The sequence below is a fragment of the Microbacterium sp. W4I20 genome (assembly GCF_030816505.1).
Lineage (GTDB): Bacteria > Actinomycetota > Actinomycetes > Actinomycetales > Microbacteriaceae > Microbacterium.
Map to the genome: position 1 here is coordinate 3,084,141 of NZ_JAUSYB010000001.1, position 16,914 is coordinate 3,101,054.

General features: G+C 69.6%; 18 protein-coding genes. 13 read left to right on the forward strand and 5 right to left on the reverse strand.

Annotated elements, in window-relative coordinates; all coding sequences use genetic code 11:
• Positions 1–22 precede the first annotated feature (22 nt).
• Entirely contained in the window at positions 23–610 is a 588-nt protein-coding gene (locus QFZ21_RS14990; protein WP_307379079.1) for a hypothetical protein, read from the reverse strand.
• Between the two features lie 121 nt (positions 611–731).
• Here QFZ21_RS14990 and QFZ21_RS14995 point away from each other — a divergent pair, with 121 nt between their 5' ends.
• Entirely contained in the window at positions 732–1,946 is a 1,215-nt protein-coding gene (locus QFZ21_RS14995) for a glycosyltransferase (protein ID WP_307379081.1), read from the forward strand.
• 14 nt (positions 1,947–1,960) lie between these two features.
• Complete coding sequence (locus QFZ21_RS15000) at positions 1,961–3,199, forward strand: glycosyltransferase (RefSeq protein ID WP_307379082.1); 1,239 nt, start codon at positions 1,961–1,963, stop codon at positions 3,197–3,199.
• Here the strand turns inward: QFZ21_RS15000 and QFZ21_RS15005 are convergent.
• Complete coding sequence (locus QFZ21_RS15005) at positions 3,172–3,816, reverse strand: hypothetical protein (RefSeq protein WP_307379083.1); 645 nt, start codon at positions 3,814–3,816, stop codon at positions 3,172–3,174. The genes QFZ21_RS15000 and QFZ21_RS15005 overlap by 28 nt on opposite strands.
• Before the next feature lie 52 nt (positions 3,817–3,868).
• Entirely contained in the window at positions 3,869–4,030 is a 162-nt protein-coding gene (locus QFZ21_RS15010; protein ID WP_307379085.1) for a hypothetical protein, read from the reverse strand.
• A gap of 85 nt (positions 4,031–4,115) precedes the next feature.
• Here QFZ21_RS15010 and QFZ21_RS15015 point away from each other — a divergent pair, with 85 nt between their 5' ends.
• From QFZ21_RS15015 to xdhC, 6 genes are all read left to right on the forward strand, one after another.
• Positions 4,116–5,126 (forward strand): GlxA family transcriptional regulator, encoded by a 1,011-nt coding sequence (locus QFZ21_RS15015; RefSeq protein ID WP_307379086.1) that lies wholly within the window; start codon positions 4,116–4,118, stop codon positions 5,124–5,126.
• A 257-nt stretch (positions 5,127–5,383) separates the two neighbouring features.
• Positions 5,384–5,872 carry a nucleoside deaminase gene (locus QFZ21_RS15020; protein ID WP_373426047.1) on the forward strand — a complete coding sequence of 163 codons (489 nt, stop codon included), beginning with the start codon at positions 5,384–5,386 and terminating at the stop codon, positions 5,870–5,872.
• 24 nt (positions 5,873–5,896) lie between these two features.
• Positions 5,897–7,411, forward strand: a complete 1,515-nt coding sequence (locus tag QFZ21_RS15025; RefSeq protein WP_307379090.1) for an NCS2 family permease — start codon at positions 5,897–5,899, stop codon at positions 7,409–7,411.
• A 32-nt stretch (positions 7,412–7,443) separates the two neighbouring features.
• On the forward strand, positions 7,444–8,931 hold the full coding sequence (locus tag QFZ21_RS15030; RefSeq protein ID WP_307379091.1) for a xanthine dehydrogenase small subunit: 1,488 nt from the start codon (positions 7,444–7,446) through the stop codon (positions 8,929–8,931).
• Positions 8,928–11,300 (forward strand): xanthine dehydrogenase molybdopterin binding subunit, encoded by a 2,373-nt coding sequence (xdhB, locus tag QFZ21_RS15035; RefSeq protein WP_307379093.1) that lies wholly within the window; start codon positions 8,928–8,930, stop codon positions 11,298–11,300. The genes QFZ21_RS15030 and xdhB overlap by 4 nt, the downstream gene beginning before the upstream one ends.
• An 11-nt stretch (positions 11,301–11,311) precedes the next feature.
• Positions 11,312–12,196 carry a xanthine dehydrogenase accessory protein XdhC gene (xdhC, locus tag QFZ21_RS15040; protein WP_307379095.1) on the forward strand — a complete coding sequence of 295 codons (885 nt, stop codon included), beginning with the start codon at positions 11,312–11,314 and terminating at the stop codon, positions 12,194–12,196.
• A gap of 2 nt (positions 12,197–12,198) precedes the next feature.
• Here the strand turns inward: xdhC and QFZ21_RS15045 are convergent, their stop codons facing one another.
• Together QFZ21_RS15045 and QFZ21_RS15050 are read right to left on the reverse strand one after the other, a co-directional pair.
• Positions 12,199–12,369, reverse strand: a complete 171-nt coding sequence (locus QFZ21_RS15045; protein ID WP_307379097.1) for a hypothetical protein — start codon at positions 12,367–12,369, stop codon at positions 12,199–12,201.
• Positions 12,370–12,487: 118 nt separating this feature from the next.
• The gene (locus QFZ21_RS15050) at positions 12,488–13,189 is read right to left on the reverse strand and encodes an NRDE family protein (protein ID WP_307379099.1); all 702 of its coding nucleotides are present in this window, start codon (positions 13,187–13,189) and stop codon (positions 12,488–12,490) included.
• A 55-nt stretch (positions 13,190–13,244) separates the two neighbouring features.
• Between QFZ21_RS15050 and coaBC the strand changes: the two genes are divergently transcribed.
• From coaBC to pucL, 5 genes are all read left to right on the forward strand, one after another.
• Positions 13,245–14,459 carry a bifunctional phosphopantothenoylcysteine decarboxylase/phosphopantothenate--cysteine ligase CoaBC gene (gene coaBC / locus QFZ21_RS15055; RefSeq protein ID WP_307379101.1) on the forward strand — a complete coding sequence of 405 codons (1,215 nt, stop codon included), beginning with the start codon at positions 13,245–13,247 and terminating at the stop codon, positions 14,457–14,459.
• A 34-nt stretch (positions 14,460–14,493) separates the two neighbouring features.
• Positions 14,494–14,961: a thioredoxin-dependent thiol peroxidase gene (gene bcp, locus QFZ21_RS15060; RefSeq protein ID WP_307379103.1), complete on the forward strand. Its 468-nt coding sequence runs from the start codon at positions 14,494–14,496 to the stop codon at positions 14,959–14,961.
• 142 nt (positions 14,962–15,103) lie between these two features.
• Positions 15,104–15,607, forward strand: a complete 504-nt coding sequence (uraD, locus tag QFZ21_RS15065) for a 2-oxo-4-hydroxy-4-carboxy-5-ureidoimidazoline decarboxylase (RefSeq protein WP_307379107.1) — start codon at positions 15,104–15,106, stop codon at positions 15,605–15,607.
• A complete protein-coding gene (uraH, locus tag QFZ21_RS15070; RefSeq protein WP_307379110.1) occupies positions 15,604–15,945 on the forward strand; it encodes a hydroxyisourate hydrolase in 342 nt (113 codons plus the stop codon). The genes uraD and uraH overlap by 4 nt, the downstream gene beginning before the upstream one ends.
• Positions 15,946–15,952: 7 nt before the next feature.
• Complete coding sequence (gene pucL / locus QFZ21_RS15075; RefSeq protein ID WP_307379112.1) at positions 15,953–16,846, forward strand: factor-independent urate hydroxylase; 894 nt, start codon at positions 15,953–15,955, stop codon at positions 16,844–16,846.
• The last annotated feature ends 68 nt before the right edge of the window (positions 16,847–16,914 follow it).

Sequence of the window (16,914 nt, forward strand, 5' to 3'; positions counted from 1 at the left end):
GGGAGCAGCACGAGCAGCGGGGTCAGGCCGGATCGAGCCGCAGCACCTCGGGGGACTCGCCGCCGGTGAGATCATCGGCGATGCGGATGCTGCGTGCCAGGTCGTCGAGCGCTCCGGTCAGTGTGCCGAAGCGCTCCCGGTCGCTGCACACGGCGGTCAGGGTCACGAGGTGCGTCCCGGTGTCCCACGTGTAGGTCGCGAACGGTGGCGAAGCCTCGGAGGGCGGCAGCGGGACGAGCAGCTTCTCGCCGGCACCGAGACGCGTCGGGAACGACTGCGTGTCGTCGTAGTCCATCGGCATCGAGGCCCGCGCGATGCGCACCTCCGGCGTCAGCTCCTGCGCGGTCGCCATCGCCACGACCAGCTCGGGCTCGGCCTTCCATGTCCACACCAGCACGCGGCCGTCCGCGCGCTTCATGAGCATCGGGGCCGCCTGGCTCATCGCCCACGCACCGAACCGCGAACCCGGACGCTCGGTCGCCCCGACCGCCGCATTGACCTGGCCCAGCAGCATCCGGATCGCCGCCTTGCGGTGTCGTCGTCCACGCCAGCCCAGCGAGTCCGTCACGGGAATCCACAGCTGGGGATCGGCGTCGGCAGTCAATCGCATGCCTTCACGCTAACGGCTCACCCTGGGGGATGCCGGTACGCCTCGGCGGCGCGATCAGGCCCCTCGGGTAGAGTGGCCAGCGCCCGACCGGGCTCCCCTGGCCGCCGTACCGTAAGGCAGAATGTCTTCCTCTCCCTCCGATCCGACGAACGCCGCGGACACCCCGCCCCGTCCGCTCAAGATCCTGATCGGCTGCGACACCTTCGCTCCCGACATCAACGGTGCCGCCCGATTCGCCGAGCGTCTCGCCGCGGGTCTCGTGCAGCGAGGCCATGACGTGCACGTGTCGGCACCCAACCAGGCTTACCGCCGCGCCCAGCCGCGCACCGAGGTCATCGAGGGCGAGCCGATGACCCTGCACCGGCTGCCGTCGCTGCGCTGGCCCCCGCACGACTGGCTGCGATTCGTCTGGCCGTGGCGCTCCAAGCACTACGCGCGCATCGTGCTCGACCGCGTGCAGCCCGACGTCGTGCACATCCAGTCGCACATCGTCATCGGTCGTGGTCTCGCCCACGTCGCGCATGAGCGCGGCATCCCGGTCATCGCCACCAACCACGTCATGGCCGAGAACATCCTCGACCACACGACCATGCCGAAGTTCATCGACGACCTGGTGCTGAAGTTCGCCTGGGCCGACGCCAAGCGCACGTTCGACATCGTACGCGCCATCACCACCCCCACCCGTCGTGCCGCCGACTTCCTCGAGCGCACGGTCGAGGTCACGGGCGTCATACCGGTCAGCTGCGGCATCGACCGCACGCAGTACACCCCGGTGATCGCCCCGCGCGACAAGAACCGCATCGTCTTCGTCGGCCGCCTCACCGCCGAGAAGCAGGTCGAGGTCATCCTGCAGGCCATGACGAAGCTCGACCCCGCCCTCGACACCACGTTCGACATCGTCGGCGGCGGCGACCAGCGCAAGCAGCTCGAGAACCTCACCGCACAGCTCGGGCTCTCCGACCGTGTCACGTTCCACGGCCGCACGACCGACGAGGAGCTGCGCGCCCTGCTGTCGCGCGCGAGCCTGTTCGTGATCGCGTCGATCGCTGAACTGCAGTCCATCGCGACCATGGAGGCGATGGCCTCGGCCCTGCCGATCGTCGCGGCGGATGCCGTCGCCCTCCCGCACCTGGTGCACGACGGCGAGAACGGCCACCTGTTCGAGCCGGGGAACGTCGACGAGCTCGCCGCCCGCCTGACGGATGTGCTCACGGCGTCGCCGGCGGAGTTCGAGCGGATGCAGCGCGCCTCGCTCGACGGCGTCGCGATCCACGACATCAACCGCACGCTCGACACGTTCGAGGCGCTGTACCGCGACGAGCCGCTGCCCGCGTAGCGCGGCACCCCGACATGCACATCGTCTTCTTCGGCGATCAGCACCTCGACTCCCTCGGCGGCGCACAGGTGTCGATGCGGCTGCAGCGGCAGTTCCTCGAGCGTGCCGGTCACACCGTGACGGTCGTCGCCCCGAGGATGCACGGCGCCAGGTCGGGCTCGGCGCCCCAGGGCGCTGCGGATCCGGCCAACGTCGACCTGCCGTCGATGCCGATCACGCTCGATCGGGAGTACTCGATGAGCTGGCCGGGCCGCGCGACCGACCGGTTCCTCGACCGTGCGATGACCCGTCGGCCTGCGGTCGACCTGGTGCACGTGCAGGCCGACTTCTGGGGTGCGTTCGCCGGACACCGCTACGCCCGGCGCCACGGCATCCCCGTGGTGCACACCATGCACAACCGGGTCGACGTGGGTATCGCGGCGGTCACTCCGTTGCACCGGCCGGTGCTCGCAGTGCTCAACGCCTGGCGCCGCGGCGCGATGCGCGGCATCGGCGAGCGGGTCCGCGGCAGCGACGGCTGGGCATTCCTGCGCGGTCTCGCCGCCGGCGCCTCCGCGGTCACGGCGCCCTCGACGCATTTCGCCCGCCGGCTGGAGGAACACAAGGTGTTCTCGTCCGTCGACGTCGTCTGGAACGGCATCGACGACGACCTCCGTGCCGCAACACTCGCCGCGGCCCCGACTGAGCGCGAGCCAGGGCGCCCGCGGTTCGTCTGGCTCGGCCGGATGAGTCCCGAGAAGCGGCTGCTGCCGTTCCTGCACGCCTTCGTCTCGTCGGGCATCGATGCCGACCTCGAGATCATCGGCGGCGGGGCACAGCGCCCCGCGGCGGAGAAGATCGTCGCCGGTCGCTCCGGTGTCCACTTCGCCGGGCGTCTCACCTACCCGCAGACACTGGCCCGCATCGCCGCGGCCGACGCGCTCGTGCAGACGTCGATCGGCTTCGAGACCCAGGGGATGACCCCCTTCGAGGCCGCGACCCTCGGAACCCCGTCGATCATCTGCGACCCCGACATCGCCGCAGAACTCGGCGGCGGACTCTGGGCTGTATCGGATGCCGACGCCACGGCGGACCCGCGCGAGCGCGAGGCGCAGCGAACGGCCGCGCTCGCCGAGACGCTGCGACGCGCAGCATCCGACATCGCCGCCGGCTCTGCGCCGGTTCCCGATCGGGAGGTCTCCGAGGCGTTCCGGCAGTCGTCGCGCACCGCCGCGATGATCGAGGTCTACGAGCGGGTGCTCGCGAGCCGCTGACCCGCGCGGCCGCTCACGGTCAGAAGAAGCGGTAGAACAGCGACGAGATCCAGCCGAGCACGATGCCGATCAGCTGGATGCCGCCGACACCGATGGCGATGCCCGCGAGGAGATGCCCGCCGGGTCGTCGAGCGGCGATCAGGCCGAGGACGAGGGCTGCGGCGCCTGCCGAGGAAGAGGATCACCGCGAAGACGAAGCTGAAGACTCCCCAGTTGCCGGCGTCGTATCCGAACGAGGCGAGCACGAACGGCTGTGACAGGATCTGCAGCGCCCCGACGGCGGCGACGACCAGCGCGACGATGAACGCCGTGCGGGCCAGCGAGTTGCCGGTGCCCGAGGGGCGCGACTGGCCGTGCGGCTGCTGGCCGTAGGGCTGCTGCCCGTACGGCGGCTGTCCGGAGGACTGCGGCTGAGCCGGATACTGCGGTTGGTAGGACTGCGGCTGGGGCGACTGCGGCTGGGCCGCCGGGTACCCCTGCGGCTGGGCCGGGGGGAATCCCTGCGGCTGCGACGGGTACTGGGGCGCTGCCGGGAGGTGCGCGGCGGGCGGCGCGGGCGGGGACGCGGGGTTCGGCTGTGCGGACGGCGGGACAGGGGGCTGCTGCGGCTCGCTCATGAGGTCGAGCGTAGCCCGGGAATGCGGATGCCGGGAGTGCCGGCGCCGCATCTCAGCGGTAGACGTGCCCGGACTCCGCGTGCTGCGACACGTCGCGCCCGGCGAGGCGGTTCCAATCGGTCGGGGTCGGGCGGAAGCCGTCGCGGCGCAGTTCGACGACGGTGGCGATGCTGGCCCAGAGCACCAGTGCGATCAGGGCGATGATGAGTATCATGGCAGAAACGCTACGCATGCAGCAGAACGGCCACGAGTGGCAGATGAGACTGCAGGCGTATGAAAACTGCCAACCCGGAGAACTCATGAAGACGGTCGCCTGCGTCATCCAGGACGGGTTCGCCCCGTTCGAGTTCGGCGTCGCCTGCGAGGCATTCGGCCTCGACCGCGCCGACGACGGCGTGCCGAACTTCGACTTCCGCATCGTCGCACCGAAGGCAGGAGTCGTGACCTCGAAGATCGGCTTCTCGGTCAACGTCGAGCACGACCTCTCGTTCGCGTACGAGGCAGACCTCGTCGTCTTCTGCCCGGTGCCGCGGGCCCACTGGCCGCAGATCGATCCGCTCCTGCTCGACCTCGCCCGCGACGCGGTCGCCCGTGACGCCTGGGTGATGAGCGTCTGCAGCGGATCGTTCATCCTCGCCGCCGCGGGCGTGCTCGACGACCGCCGTGCCACCACGCACTGGATGTACGCGCACGTGATGGCGGAGATGTACCCGCAGATCGACATCGACCCGGACGTGCTCTTCGTGCAGGATGGCAAGATCATCACCAGTGCCGGGACCGCCGCCGGCATCGACGCCTGCCTGCACCTGTTGCGTCAGGAGCTGGGCGCCGAGCTCACGAATCGCATCGCCCGCCGCATGGTCGTCCCGCCGCAGCGCGACGGCGGGCAGGCGCAGTTCATCGACCGCCCGATCCCGGTGGTCCCCACTGACTCGCTCGCTGCCGTCGCCGACTGGGCCGTGGACCACCTCCGCGACGAGCTCGGGGTCGACCAGCTCGCCTCACGCGCACTGATGTCGCCCCGCACGTTCGCCCGTCGGTTCAAGGCGGAGTACGGCGCGACCCCGGCGGCGTGGCTCGCGCGCCAGCGCATCATCCACGCGCAGCGGATGCTGGAGCGCACCGATCTTCCCCTCGAGCAGATCGCCGACGAGTGCGGGTTCGGCTCCGCCGCGGTGTTGCGCCAGAACTTCGCGCGCGTGCTCGGGATCACGCCGACCGCCTACCGCGCGCGGTTCTCCTGCGCGGAGCCCGAGGGTGTGCCGGAACGGCTGTCGGGCAGGATGCCGGAGCGGATGCCGGCGGCCTGAGCATCCGTTCGCCGGGCGCTACACCGATACCGCATCGTGGAAATGGAATTCCACATAGGGGTGGACGCCCGCGGCATCCGGTGTTACAGTCGATCCCAGTCCGGACCTCAACAGAGGCCTACGGGCGGAAGCAGAAAAACCTAGCGGTTCGACGTATATCTCGCGGAACGGCCTGATCCAGGCTCGACCCGATAAGCCGTATCACTGCGACGACAGCAAGGAAGCTCTCCGTCATGCACAGTACCGCTATGCCCGAAATCGGGCAGCAGACCACCCCCGCCGAATATCTCGCTCGGGCCGTCGCCCTCGCGACCGACAACGTCCGGAACGAAGGCGGCCCGTTCGGCGCCATCGTCGTCTCGGCCGACGGACGCGTGTTCGAAGGCGTCAACCGCGTCACCGCGAACCTCGATCCCTCGGCGCACGCCGAGGTGACCGCGATCCGTAACGCGTGCCAGCAGCTCGGCACCTTCGACCTCACCGGAGCCGTGCTCTACAGCAGCTGCGAGCCGTGCCCGATGTGCCTCGCCACCTCGCTCTGGGCCCGCGTCGACCGCGTCTACTTCGCCGCCGATCGCGACGACGCCGCGGATGCCGGGTTCGACGACGCCGTCTTCTACCGCTACTTCGAGGGTGGAGAGGAAGACCGGGCGATGATGCCGGTCGCGCAGGAGACCCTGCCGCCCGCCGAGCGGATCGCTCCCTTCACCGAGTGGAGCACCACCGCCACTCGAGTCGACTACTGACCGCGCGGAAGACAGGAGACGAAGATGTCCACCTCAGCATTCCTGCCCGGCGAGCCCGAGACCGGGGCCACCCCCGCGGTCGAGCACCCGCCGCTGCCCACCGGCGCCACGACCACCGTCGACGCCGAACCCCGTAACCGCCTCGACCGCTTCTTCGAGATCACGCAGCGCGGTTCCACCTTCGGTCGTGAGATCCGAGGCGGCATCGTCACCTTCGTGACCATGGCCTACATCGTCATCCTCAACCCGCTGATCCTCGGCGGCGTGAACGACGTCGAGGGCAACGCGCTGCAGGCGGCGCAGATCGGTGCGGCCACAGGTCTCACCGCCGGGGTCATGACGATCCTCTTCGGACTGATCGCCCGCCTCCCGTTCGCGCTCGCCGCGGGCCTCGGCATCAACTCCTTCCTCGCGGTGTCGGTCGTCGGCCAGGTCACCTGGCCGGAGGCGATGGGCCTCGTCGTCATCAACGGCATCCTCATCGTGCTCTTCGGGGCCACCGGCATCCGAACCGCGATCTTCAACGCGGTGCCCGCTCCGCTCAAGGCGGCGATCACGGTCGGCATCGGCCTGTTCATCGCCTTCATCGGCTTCGTCGACTCGGGCTTCGTCAACCGCACCCCCGGCGGCCCGCCGGTGCAGCTCGGCGACGGCGGATCGATCACCTCGGTCCCGACCCTGATCTTCCTGCTCGGCCTGCTCATCATCGGTGTGCTGGTCGCCCGCAAGGTGCCGGGCGGCATCCTGATCGGCATCGTCGCGGCGACCGTCATCGCGGTCATCGCGCAGGCGTTCCTGAAGCTCGGCCCGAGCTTCGAGGAGCCGGGCGGGTGGCACATGACGATCCCCGAGATCCCGACGTCGTTCGTCACGATCCCCGACTTCGGGCTCATCGGACAGTTCGATCTGTTCGGCTCGTTCAGCCGGATCGGCGCACTCGCGGCGACGATGCTGGTGTTCACGCTCGTGTTCTCCAACTTCTTCGACGCGATGGGCACCATGACCGGGCTCGCGAAGAACGCCGGGCTCGCGTACAAGGACGGCACGTTCCCGCGGCTGCGCTCCGCGTTCGTGGTCGAGGGCCTCGGCGCCGTCGCCGGCGGCGCGACCTCGACCTCGTCGAACACCGTGTTCGTCGACAGTGCGTCCGGGATCGGCGAAGGTGCCAGGACCGGCCTCGCCTCGGTGGTCGTCGGTGCGCTCTTCCTGCTCTCGATGTTCTTCACCCCGCTCACGCTCGTGGTGCCGATCGAGGTCGGATCCGCCGCACTGGTCGTGGTCGGCGCGATGATGATGTCGCAGATCAAGGAGATCAAGTTCACGAACTTCGCCGTGGCGCTCCCCGCGTTCCTCACGATCGTGACCATGCCGCTCACGTACTCGATCGCCAACGGGATCGGCGTGGGCTTCATCGCCTGGGCCCTGGTCAACGCCCTCTCCGGCCGCGCTCGCAAGGTGCACTGGCTGATGTGGATCGTCGCCGCCGGATTCGCCCTGTACTTCGTCCGCGGGCCGATCGAACAGCTGCTCGCCGGCTGAGACGCCCCGGAATACACTGAGGAAGACCCACCATGAATGACATCGCCGTCAACGTCAATGGGCGCACCCGCCCGCTCGCCGGTGTGGCCGCACACGCGACCGCACTCGACTGGCTGCGCGACACCGGTCTCTCCGGCAGCAAGGAGGGATGCGCGGAGGGCGAGTGCGGAGCATGCGCGATGCTGCTCGCCACCCCCACGCCCGACGGCGGCACGGAGTGGACCCCGGTCAACGCGTGCCTGGTGCCGGTCTACGCGCTGAACGGCCAGGAGATCGTCACGGCCGAGGGGCTCGGCACTCCCGATGCGCTGCACCCGGTGCAGGAGAAGCTGGCCGAGGCCGGCGGGTCGCAGTGCGGATACTGCACCCCCGGCTTCGCCTGCAGCATGGCGGGGGAGTACTACCGCTCCGCCCGCACCCCGGTCGAGAGCACGCCGGCTCTGGCCGGCACCGGGCACGATGACGGCCTCCCCTCGCACGACGCGGAGCACGGCCCCAACGGGTTCGACCTGCATGCCCTCAGCGGCAACCTCTGCCGCTGCACCGGGTACCGCCCGATCCGGGATGCCGCCTACACGCTGGGCTCGCCGGAGGAGACCGACCCCCTGCAGCAACGGCTCGCGGCACCGGCGCCCGCCGCCGTCGCGACCGACGCCCAGGTGGACGGGTCGCGCTTCATCCGCCCGGCATCCCTCGACGAGGCCCTGCGCCTGCTCCGCGACGAGCCGGACGCGCTCCTCGTCGCCGGCTCCACCGACTGGGGTGTCGAGGTGAACATCCGCGGCCGCCGGGCGCCGCTCGTCATCGCGATCGAGCAGCTCGACGAGCTCCGCACCCTGCATCACGACGATGAGGTGCTCGAGATCGGCGCGGCGCTCCCGCTCTCCGACATCGAGAAGCGCCTCGACGGCGCGGTGCCGCTGCTCGCTCAGCTGCTTCCGCAGTTCGCCTCGCGGCTGATCCGCAACCGCGCCACGTTCGGCGGGAACCTCGGCACCGGATCCCCGATCGGCGACAGCCCGCCCGCGCTCCTCGCGCTCGGCGCCAAGCTCGTCCTGGCATCCACCGAGGGGGAGCGCGAGGTCGAGCTGTCGGAGTACTTCACCGGCTACCGGCAGACGATCCGCCGCCCCGATGAGCTGATCCGCGCCGTGCGCATCCCGCTGCCGCTCGCTCCGGTGACCGCGTTCCAGAAGATCGCGAAGCGCCGCTTCGACGACATCTCCAGCGTCGCGATCGCGTTCGCCCTCGACATCGAGGACGGGGTCGTCACCGCGGCGAGGATCGGCCTCGGCGGCGTCGCCGCCACGCCGCTCCGCGCCCACGCCACGGAGGCGGCCCTGATCGGCCGACCCTGGAACATCGCCACCGTGCGCGCGGCATCCGAGATCCTCGGCTCCGAGGGCACCCCGATGTCCGACCACCGCGCGAGTGCGGACTACCGCTCGCTCATGCTCAACACCGCCCTGCTGAAGCTGTACAGCTCGACGGTCATCAGCTCGAAGGAGGTATCGGCATGAGTGCTCTCGCCGACAGGCCAGCGAACCCCGTGGTCGGGCACCGCGCCGCGCACGAGAGCGCCGCTCTGCACGTCACCGGCGCCGCCATGTACACCGACGACCTCGCCGCTCACACTGCCGGAGTGCTGACGGCCTGGCCGGTGCAGTCCACGAACGCGCACGCGAAGGTCACCGTCGACGTCTCGGGCGCCTACGAGGTGCCCGGTGTCGTCCGCGTGCTCACGGCCGACGACGTGCCCGGCGTCAACGACGCGGGGATCAAGCACGACGAGCCACTGTTCCCCAGCGAGTCGATGTTCTACGGGCACGCGCTCGTCTGGGTGCTCGGCGAGACCCAGGAGGCCGCGCGCCTCGGCGCCGAGCGGGTCACGGTCGAGTACGAGCCGCTGCCGTCGCTGATCACCGTGCGCGAGGCGATCGACGCCGAGTCCTACCAGGGCATAGCCCGCACCGTGCAGCGCGGCGACGCGGCATCCGCCCTCTCCTCCGCAGCGCACGTCTTCGAGGGCGTCACCGAGTTCGGCGGGCAGGAGCACTTCTACCTCGAGACGCACGCCTCGCTCGCCATCCTGGACTCCGAGGGCCAGTACTTCGTGCAGTGCTCGACGCAGCATCCGTCCGAGACGCAGGAGATCATCGCGCACGTGCTCGGCATCACGTCGAGCCAGGTGACGGTGCAGTCGCTGCGCATGGGCGGCGCGTTCGGCGGCAAGGAGATGCAGCCGCACGGCCTCGCCGCGATCGCCGCCCTCGGCGCCAAGCTCACCGGACGCCCGGTGCGACTGCGCCTCAACCGCACCCAGGACATCACGATGACGGGCAAGCGGCATCCGTTCCACATCTCGTGGAAGGTCGGCTTCGATGCCGACGGGATGCTGCAGGGCCTGGACGCCGTGCTCACCTGCGACGGCGGCTGGAGCCTCGACCTGTCGGAGCCCGTGCTCGGCCGCGCACTGTGCCACCTGGACAACGCGTACTGGATTCCGAACGTGCACGCCTACGGCCGCATCGCGAAGACCAACAAGGCCTCGAACACCGCGTTCCGCGGCTTCGGCGGACCGCAGGGTGTCTTCCTGATCGAGGACATCCTCGGTCGGGTCGCGCCCGCGCTCGGCATCGATCCGCTCGAGCTCCGCGAGAAGAACTTCTACCAGGCGGGTCACACCACCCCGTACGGTCAGCTCGTGAAAGACGCGCCGCGTATGGGCGCCATCTGGAGCGAGCTCCGCGACGAGGCTGAGATCGACGCGCGTCGCACGGAGATCGCCGAGTTCAACGCACGCAGCCCGCACATCAAGCGCGGGCTGGCACTCACGCCCATCAAGTTCGGCATCTCGTTCAACTTCGCGGCCTTCAATCAGGCCGGTGCCCTCGTGCACGTGTACAAGGACGGCTCGGTGCTCATCAACCACGGCGGCACCGAGATGGGGCAGGGTCTGCACACGAAGATGATGCAGGTCGCCGCCACCGCACTCGGGCTGGAGCTGCACCAGGTGCGGCTCGCACCCACCCGCACCGACAAGGTACCGAACACCTCCGCCACGGCGGCCTCGTCGGGCACCGACCTCAACGGCGGCGCGGTCAAGAACGCCTGCGAGCAGATCCGCGAGCGGATGGCCGACGTCGCCGGACGCCTGCTGAACGCCGATGCGCGCGACGTCGTCTTCGAGGGCGGGTACGTCACCGCCTTCGGCAACACGACGCAGCGCCTCACCTTCGGTGAGGTCGCGAATGCCGCGTACCTGCAGCGCGTACAGCTGTTCGCCGCGGGGTACTACCGCACCGAGGGGCTGCACTGGAACCCGGAGATCATGCAGGGCTCGCCCTTCAAGTACTTCTCCTACGGGGCAGCGGCGACCGAGGTCGAGGTCGACGAGTTCACCGGCCTCTACAGCGTGCGGCGGGTGGACATCATCCACGATGTCGGCGACTCGCTGTCGCCGATGCTCGACATCGGGCAGATCGAGGGCGCGTACGTGCAGGGCGTCGGATGGTTGACGCTCGAGGAGCTGCGCTGGGACGAGAGCGACGGCCCGAACCGCGGCCGGCTGCAGACCCAGTCGGCGTCGACGTACAAGCTGCCCAGCTTCTCGGAGATGCCCGAGCAGTTCCACGTGCGCCTGTTCGAGAACGCCCGGGAGGACGGCGCGGTCTACGGCTCGAAGGCCGTCGGAGAGCCGCCGTTCATGCTGGCGTTCAGTGCCCGCGAGGCGCTGCGCCAGGCCGTCGGCGAGTTCGGTCCGGCAGGACACATGGTCGAGCTGCGGTCGCCGGCGACCCCCGAGGCGGTCTTCTGGGCCGTGCGTGCGGCACAGCAGGCGTCGGATGCCGCAGGAGTGCCCGACCGGGAACTCCTGGTCGTCCGCTGATCGGACCCGACATGGACTGGATCGATGCGCTGCAGGCGCTGCGCTCCTCGCGCACGCCCGCGGTGATCGTGACGCTCGCCCTGGTGCGCGGGCATGCGCCCCGCAACGGCGGCGCGAAGATGGTGGTGTCGCCCGATGCGGTGTTCGGCACGGTCGGCGGCGGGAACCTGGAGGCCACGGCGGTCGACCGGGCGCGAGCGATGCTCAGCGCGGGATCGGCGGAGCCCGAGCTGCTGGTGCTCACGCTCAGCGACAAGGCCGTCACCGAATACGGCGTGCAGTGCTGCGGAGGAGAGGTCACGATCATGCTCGAGCCTGTGCGGGTCACCCCCAGCATCGCGATCTTCGGGATGGGGCACGTCGGACTGGAACTCGCGCGCATCCTCGCGCGGCACGAGGTCGACCTGCACCTGATCGACTCCCGGGCCGAGATGCTGGCGGCGGAGCGCATCGGGGTGCCCGGCGAATCGGGTGTCTTCGCCGACAGCGTCGCGCGCATCCACACGACTCTCGCCCCGGTACCGGAGTCCGCGCTGGCGGGGCTGCCGGCCGGTTCGCACGTGCTCGTGATGACGCACGACCACGTCGAGGATCTCGCCGTGGTCGACATGTCGTTGCGCACGGAGGGTCTGGCCTCGATCGGACTGATCGGCTCGTCATCGAAGTGGGCGCGCTTCGCGAAGAAGCTCCGTGAGCTCGGTCAGGACGAGAGCGATCTCGCCCGAGTCGTGACGCCGATCGGCATCCCCGAGGTCGCCGGCAAGCAGCCGGCCGTGATCGCTGTGAGCGTCGCCGCGCGGCTGCTGCAGCTGATCGACGAGGCAGCGGCCGACGAAGGTACGGCCGACGAAGGTACAGCCGACGAAGGTGCGCTCGAGGAGGGCCCCGGCGCCTGAGGTCAGGACGCCTTGGGGAAGAGGATGCGCATCGCGCGGAGGTAGCGGGCGCCGACCTCGCCGCGGGCGGGCATGTGGAAGTCGGGGTCGATGTTGACGATCGACCGCTCGGAGACGGCGCGCTGCGCCGCGGGAACCTCTGCGATGTCGGAGGGGTTCAGCATGATGGTCACCTCGATCCTTCTCTGCCTTGCCGTAGCTATTTCATAATACGGAAACATTGTTCTGCTCTATGAAAAGAGTACGATGAGCCACCCGCGCCGTCAAGAGGCGCGGATCGACTCGGCGACGTCAGGCCGACCAGTGCCCGGGGCGGGGGAGTGTGCGGTCGTGCACCTCGACGCCCGCCGGCGTGACCTCCGCGGTGCAGTACAGCAGCGACTGCGTCGGATAGCCGTGCGGCCGATTGTCGCGGATGATCGCGCGGTCGTCCTCCGGAGAGAGCCGAGCGGATGCCGCGAGCAGCGCGATCCACGAATCGACCCAGTCCGCGTCGGCCGCAGCCGGACCGAGCGCGCGGAACTCCGGCAGCCAGGCCGCGATGCGCGGGGTGGAGGGGTCGTCGAGGTCGTCGTGCGCGATCATGTGCGTGCCCGGGTCGATCGCCGTCTCCCGCAGTACCTCTCCGTCCCAGCTCAGCACCCGCGCGCCCTCCGGGCGCACCTCGAGCAGGTTGAACCCGTGCATCGGCAGTGGGCCCTCGGGGGAGCGCCCCGCCACCGATTCCAAGGCGAGCGTGCCGCGAGACACGGCACGATCCTCGGCCAGCCCGCCCACGTCCTCGCGGTTCAGCAGCACCGCGAGTCGGCGCTCCTCGGGATGGACCGCGAGCCAGGCGCCGCCCGCCCGACGATCGCGGATGCCGATCACGCCCGGGTACCGCTCGGGCCACCACGGACCCAGCGCATCCCAGTCCCGCTCCGGGTCTTCGTCGCGCACCGCGAGCAGTCGCGCGTTCCCGGCCTCCGCCACATCGATCACGACCGTGCACACGGTCGCCAGTCTAGGTCGTGACCCCGCGGGACGGATGCTGAGGCAGAATCGGAGGGTGAACATCGTCGTGGCGGTAACGGGCGGCATCGCCGCGTACAAGACGGTGCATCTCGTGCGCCTGCTCATCAAGGCCGGTCACGACGTGACGGTGGTCCCCACGGAAGACGCGCTGCGCTTCGTGGGCACTCCCACGTGGGAGGCCATCAGTCGGCATCCGGTGACGACCAGCGTGCACGACGATGTCGCGAAGGTGCGCCACGTCGCCCTCGGGCAGGCGGCCGACCTCGTGATCGTGGCGCCGGCGACCGCGAACTCGATCGCCAAGATGACCGCCGGGCTCGCCGACGACCTGTTCGGCACGACGCTGCTCGCGACCGAGGCCCCCGTGCTGATAGCGCCTGCGATGCACGCCGAGATGTGGCGGCACCCGGCGACCCGGGCGAACATCGAGACCCTCCGCGGCCGCGGCGTGCACATCGTCGGTCCCGCCGACGGCGAGCTCGCCGGCGGCGACAGCGGACCGGGGCGGATGTCGGAGCCCGAGGAGATCTTCGCCGCAGCGCAGGCCCTGTTCGCGCCGCGCGACTTCGACGGGGTGCGCGTGGTGATCTCGGCCGGCGGCACGCGGGAGCCGATCGATCCGGTGCGCTTCCTCGGCAATCGGTCGAGCGGACGGCAGGGAGTGGCGCTGGCCGCCGAGGCCGCAGCGCGCGGGGCCGCCGTGGTGCTCATCGCCGCGAACATCTCCGGCGACGTGCTCGCGGCAGCGCAGCATCCGTCTATCCGGGTCGTGACCGCGGGCTCCGCCGACGAACTCCAAGCGGCCATGGCGGATGCCGCGCCTGAGGCCGACGTCGTGGTGATGGCGGCGGCCGTCGCCGACTACCGTCCGGTCGCGGTGTCGGACCGCAAGCTCACCAAGGAGACCGGGGGCATTCCGTCGATCGAACTCGTCGAGAACGCCGACATCGTCGCGGGCCTGGTCGCCTCCCGCGCACCGGGGCAGGTCATCGTCGGCTTCGCCGCCGAGACGCCGGAGGACGAGCAGGAACTGATCGACCGTGCGCGGCGGAAGCAGCAGCGCAAGGGCGTCGACCTGCTCGTGGTGAACGAGGTCGGCTGGGACCGCGGCTTCGAGAGCGCGGACAACGCCGTGCACATCTTCGGAGACGAGGGGATGCCGCCCGCCATCGCCGCCGGTTCCAAGCGGGAGGTCGCGGCTGCGGTGTGGGATGCCGTGCGCGCTACACTTTCGTCAGACAGAATCTGATTTCCGCATAGCGGAAGCACCGAATGGAGTCCTCATGACCGAACAGCTCGTCGCCGGCGACGCCGCCCCCGACTTCACGCTCGCCGACGCCGACGGAGCCCCGACCGCGCTCGCCGACTACCGCGGCAAGAACGTCGTGGTCTACTTCTACCCGAAGGCCGCGACGCCCGGCTGCACGACCGAGGCCTGCGACTTCCGCGACAACCTCTCGTCGTTGGCGGCCGCCGGATATGCGGTGCTCGGCATCTCGCCGGACGACACCGCCGACATCCGTGCGTTCGCGGACGCCGAGGGCCTGACCTTCCCGCTCCTGGCCGACACGGATGCCGCCACGGCGCGCGCCTGGGGAGCTTGGGGCGAGAAGGCCGTCGGGGATCGCACCTTCGACGGTGTCATCCGCTCGACCTTCGTGCTCGACGGCGACGGCATCGTGCAGCGCGCCGAGTACGGCGTCGACCCGAGCGGTCACGTCGCTCGCCTCCGCGCCGAACTCGGTGTATGAAGAGGGTTGACATCCGTCTGATCTGTGCGCACACTTGTTACGCATGCTGAAATAACAGTTCCGGCATACGGAAAGTAAGACTTCGCAAGAAGAATCCGTATAGTCCTACGCGCCGGATGCCAGCATGTGCTGAGGATCGAAGATGTTGCTCACGGAGTTCAACTCCCGCACTCGCGAAGCCGCTGTCGGCGTCGTGAAGCCCGCCCTGGACATTCGCCGCTGGTACGACGCGATCGTCGACGGCCGGCCGTACGCCTCGGTCGAGGCGCTGACGGAAGCGGCCTTCGAGGTCGCATCGCCGCTCACCGAGGACGAGATCGACGGGGCGCTGTCGCACCACCCGCGTATCGGTGAACGCGCCGTGGGTCAGACCGCCGAGGCCGCGCATGCCCGCCGCGAGCAGTCCGGCGTCGACGCTGCGGCCGCCGACGCGCTGGCCGCCGGCAACCGTGCCTACGAGGAGCGGTTCGACCGCGTCTTCCTCGTCCGCGCGGCCGGTCGGTCGGCCGATGACATCCTCGCCCTGCTGCAGGAGCGGCTCGGCAACACTTCCGAACAGGAACTGGCGGTGATCGACCAGCAGCTGCGCGAGATCGCGGCGCTACGCCTCGCCGGTGCCATCGAGACTGAAGGAGCACGCGCATGAGCGTCTCTCACGTGACCACCCACATCCTGGACACATCGATCGGGCGCCCTGCGCCCGGCGTCGCCGTCGTACTCGAGGCCCGAGTCGGCGACGGATGGTCGGGGATCGGTACGGGCCTCACCGATGCCGACGGACGGGTGAAAGACCTGGGCCCCGAGCGGCTGGAGAGCGGTGCCTACCGCCTCCGGTTCGACACGGGGGCCTACTTCGCCGGCATCGAAACGGACACCTTCTTCCCGGAGGTGGTGCTGACCTTCCTGGTCGACAGCGAGCAGGGGCACTATCACGTGCCGTTGCTGCTCAGCCCGTTCGCCTATTCCACTTACCGAGGAAGCTGAGAAGAACATGACGACGATCACCCTGGGCAAGAACCAGTACGGCAAGGCAGAGGTCCGCGTCGTGCGGGTCACGCGCGACACCGCCCGCCATGAGATCGAGGATCTCAACGTCACCTCGCAGCTGCGCGGCGACTTCGCCGACGCCCACTTCAACGGCGACAACGCCAATGTCGTGGCGACCGACACCCAGAAGAACACCGTGTACGCCTTCGCCAAGGACGGCATCGGCAGCCCCGAGGAGTACCTGCTGCGCCTCGGCCGTCACTTCACCGGCGAGTTCGACTGGGTCAGCGGCGGACGCTGGGAGGCCGAGCAGTACACCTGGCAGCGGATCGACGTCGACGGGCAGGGCCACGACCACTCGTTCGTCGCCGGCGGCACCGAGACCCGGACCGCTCTCGTCGAGATCGACGGAGAGCAGACCACGATCATCGCGGGCCTGACCGACCTCAAGGTCCTCAAGTCCACTGAGAGCGGCTTCGTCGGATACCCGAAGGATCGGTACACGACCCTGAAGGAGACGACCGACCGCATCCTCGCGACCTCGGTCACCGCCAAGTGGCGGTACAACCGCAACGACGTCGACTTCAACGAGGTGTTCGCCGATGTGCGGCGACTCCTGCTTGCGGGCTTCGCGGCCAACTACTCCTACGCGCTGCAGAACACCCTGCACGACATGGCCGAGGCCGTGCTCGAGGCGCACCCCGAGATCGACGAGATCCGCTTCTCGACGCCGAACAGCCACCACTTCGTCGTCGATCTGTCGCCGTTCGGCCTGGAGAACCCGAACGAGGTGTTCTACGCCGCCGACCGTCCGTACGGACTGATCGAGGCGTCGTTCCTCCGCGAGGGTGCGGATGCCGACCACCGCGCGTGGGACGGCGTCGCCGGCTTCTGCTGAGCCACAGACCCGATCGATCCTGATCGATCCAGACCCGGGGTGAGTCCGTCACCGACGCACCGGACTCA

Excerpts from the sequence above, each read along its gene's own strand:
- QFZ21_RS15005 (WP_307379083.1), bottom strand. The coding sequence starts at position 3,816 with ATGAGCGAGCCGCAGCAGCCCCCTGTCCCGCCGTCCGCACAGCCGAAC.
- QFZ21_RS14995 (WP_307379081.1), top strand. The coding sequence starts at position 732 with ATGTCTTCCTCTCCCTCCGATCCGACGAACGCCGCGGACACCCCGCCC.
- QFZ21_RS15000 (WP_307379082.1), top strand. The coding sequence starts at position 1,961 with ATGCACATCGTCTTCTTCGGCGATCAGCACCTCGACTCCCTCGGCGGC.
- QFZ21_RS14990 (WP_307379079.1), bottom strand. The coding sequence starts at position 610 with ATGCGATTGACTGCCGACGCCGATCCCCAGCTGTGGATTCCCGTGACG.
- pucL (WP_307379112.1), top strand. The coding sequence starts at position 15,953 with ATGACGACGATCACCCTGGGCAAGAACCAGTACGGCAAGGCAGAGGTC.
- QFZ21_RS15030 (WP_307379091.1), top strand. The coding sequence starts at position 7,444 with ATGAATGACATCGCCGTCAACGTCAATGGGCGCACCCGCCCGCTCGCC.
- uraD (WP_307379107.1), top strand. The coding sequence starts at position 15,104 with ATGTTGCTCACGGAGTTCAACTCCCGCACTCGCGAAGCCGCTGTCGGC.
- QFZ21_RS15010 (WP_307379085.1), bottom strand. The coding sequence starts at position 4,030 with ATGATACTCATCATCGCCCTGATCGCACTGGTGCTCTGGGCCAGCATC.
- xdhC (WP_307379095.1), top strand. The coding sequence starts at position 11,312 with ATGGACTGGATCGATGCGCTGCAGGCGCTGCGCTCCTCGCGCACGCCC.
- xdhB (WP_307379093.1), top strand. The coding sequence starts at position 8,928 with ATGAGTGCTCTCGCCGACAGGCCAGCGAACCCCGTGGTCGGGCACCGC.
- QFZ21_RS15025 (WP_307379090.1), top strand. The coding sequence starts at position 5,897 with ATGTCCACCTCAGCATTCCTGCCCGGCGAGCCCGAGACCGGGGCCACC.
- uraH (WP_307379110.1), top strand. The coding sequence starts at position 15,604 with ATGAGCGTCTCTCACGTGACCACCCACATCCTGGACACATCGATCGGG.
- bcp (WP_307379103.1), top strand. The coding sequence starts at position 14,494 with ATGACCGAACAGCTCGTCGCCGGCGACGCCGCCCCCGACTTCACGCTC.
- QFZ21_RS15015 (WP_307379086.1), top strand. The coding sequence starts at position 4,116 with ATGAAGACGGTCGCCTGCGTCATCCAGGACGGGTTCGCCCCGTTCGAG.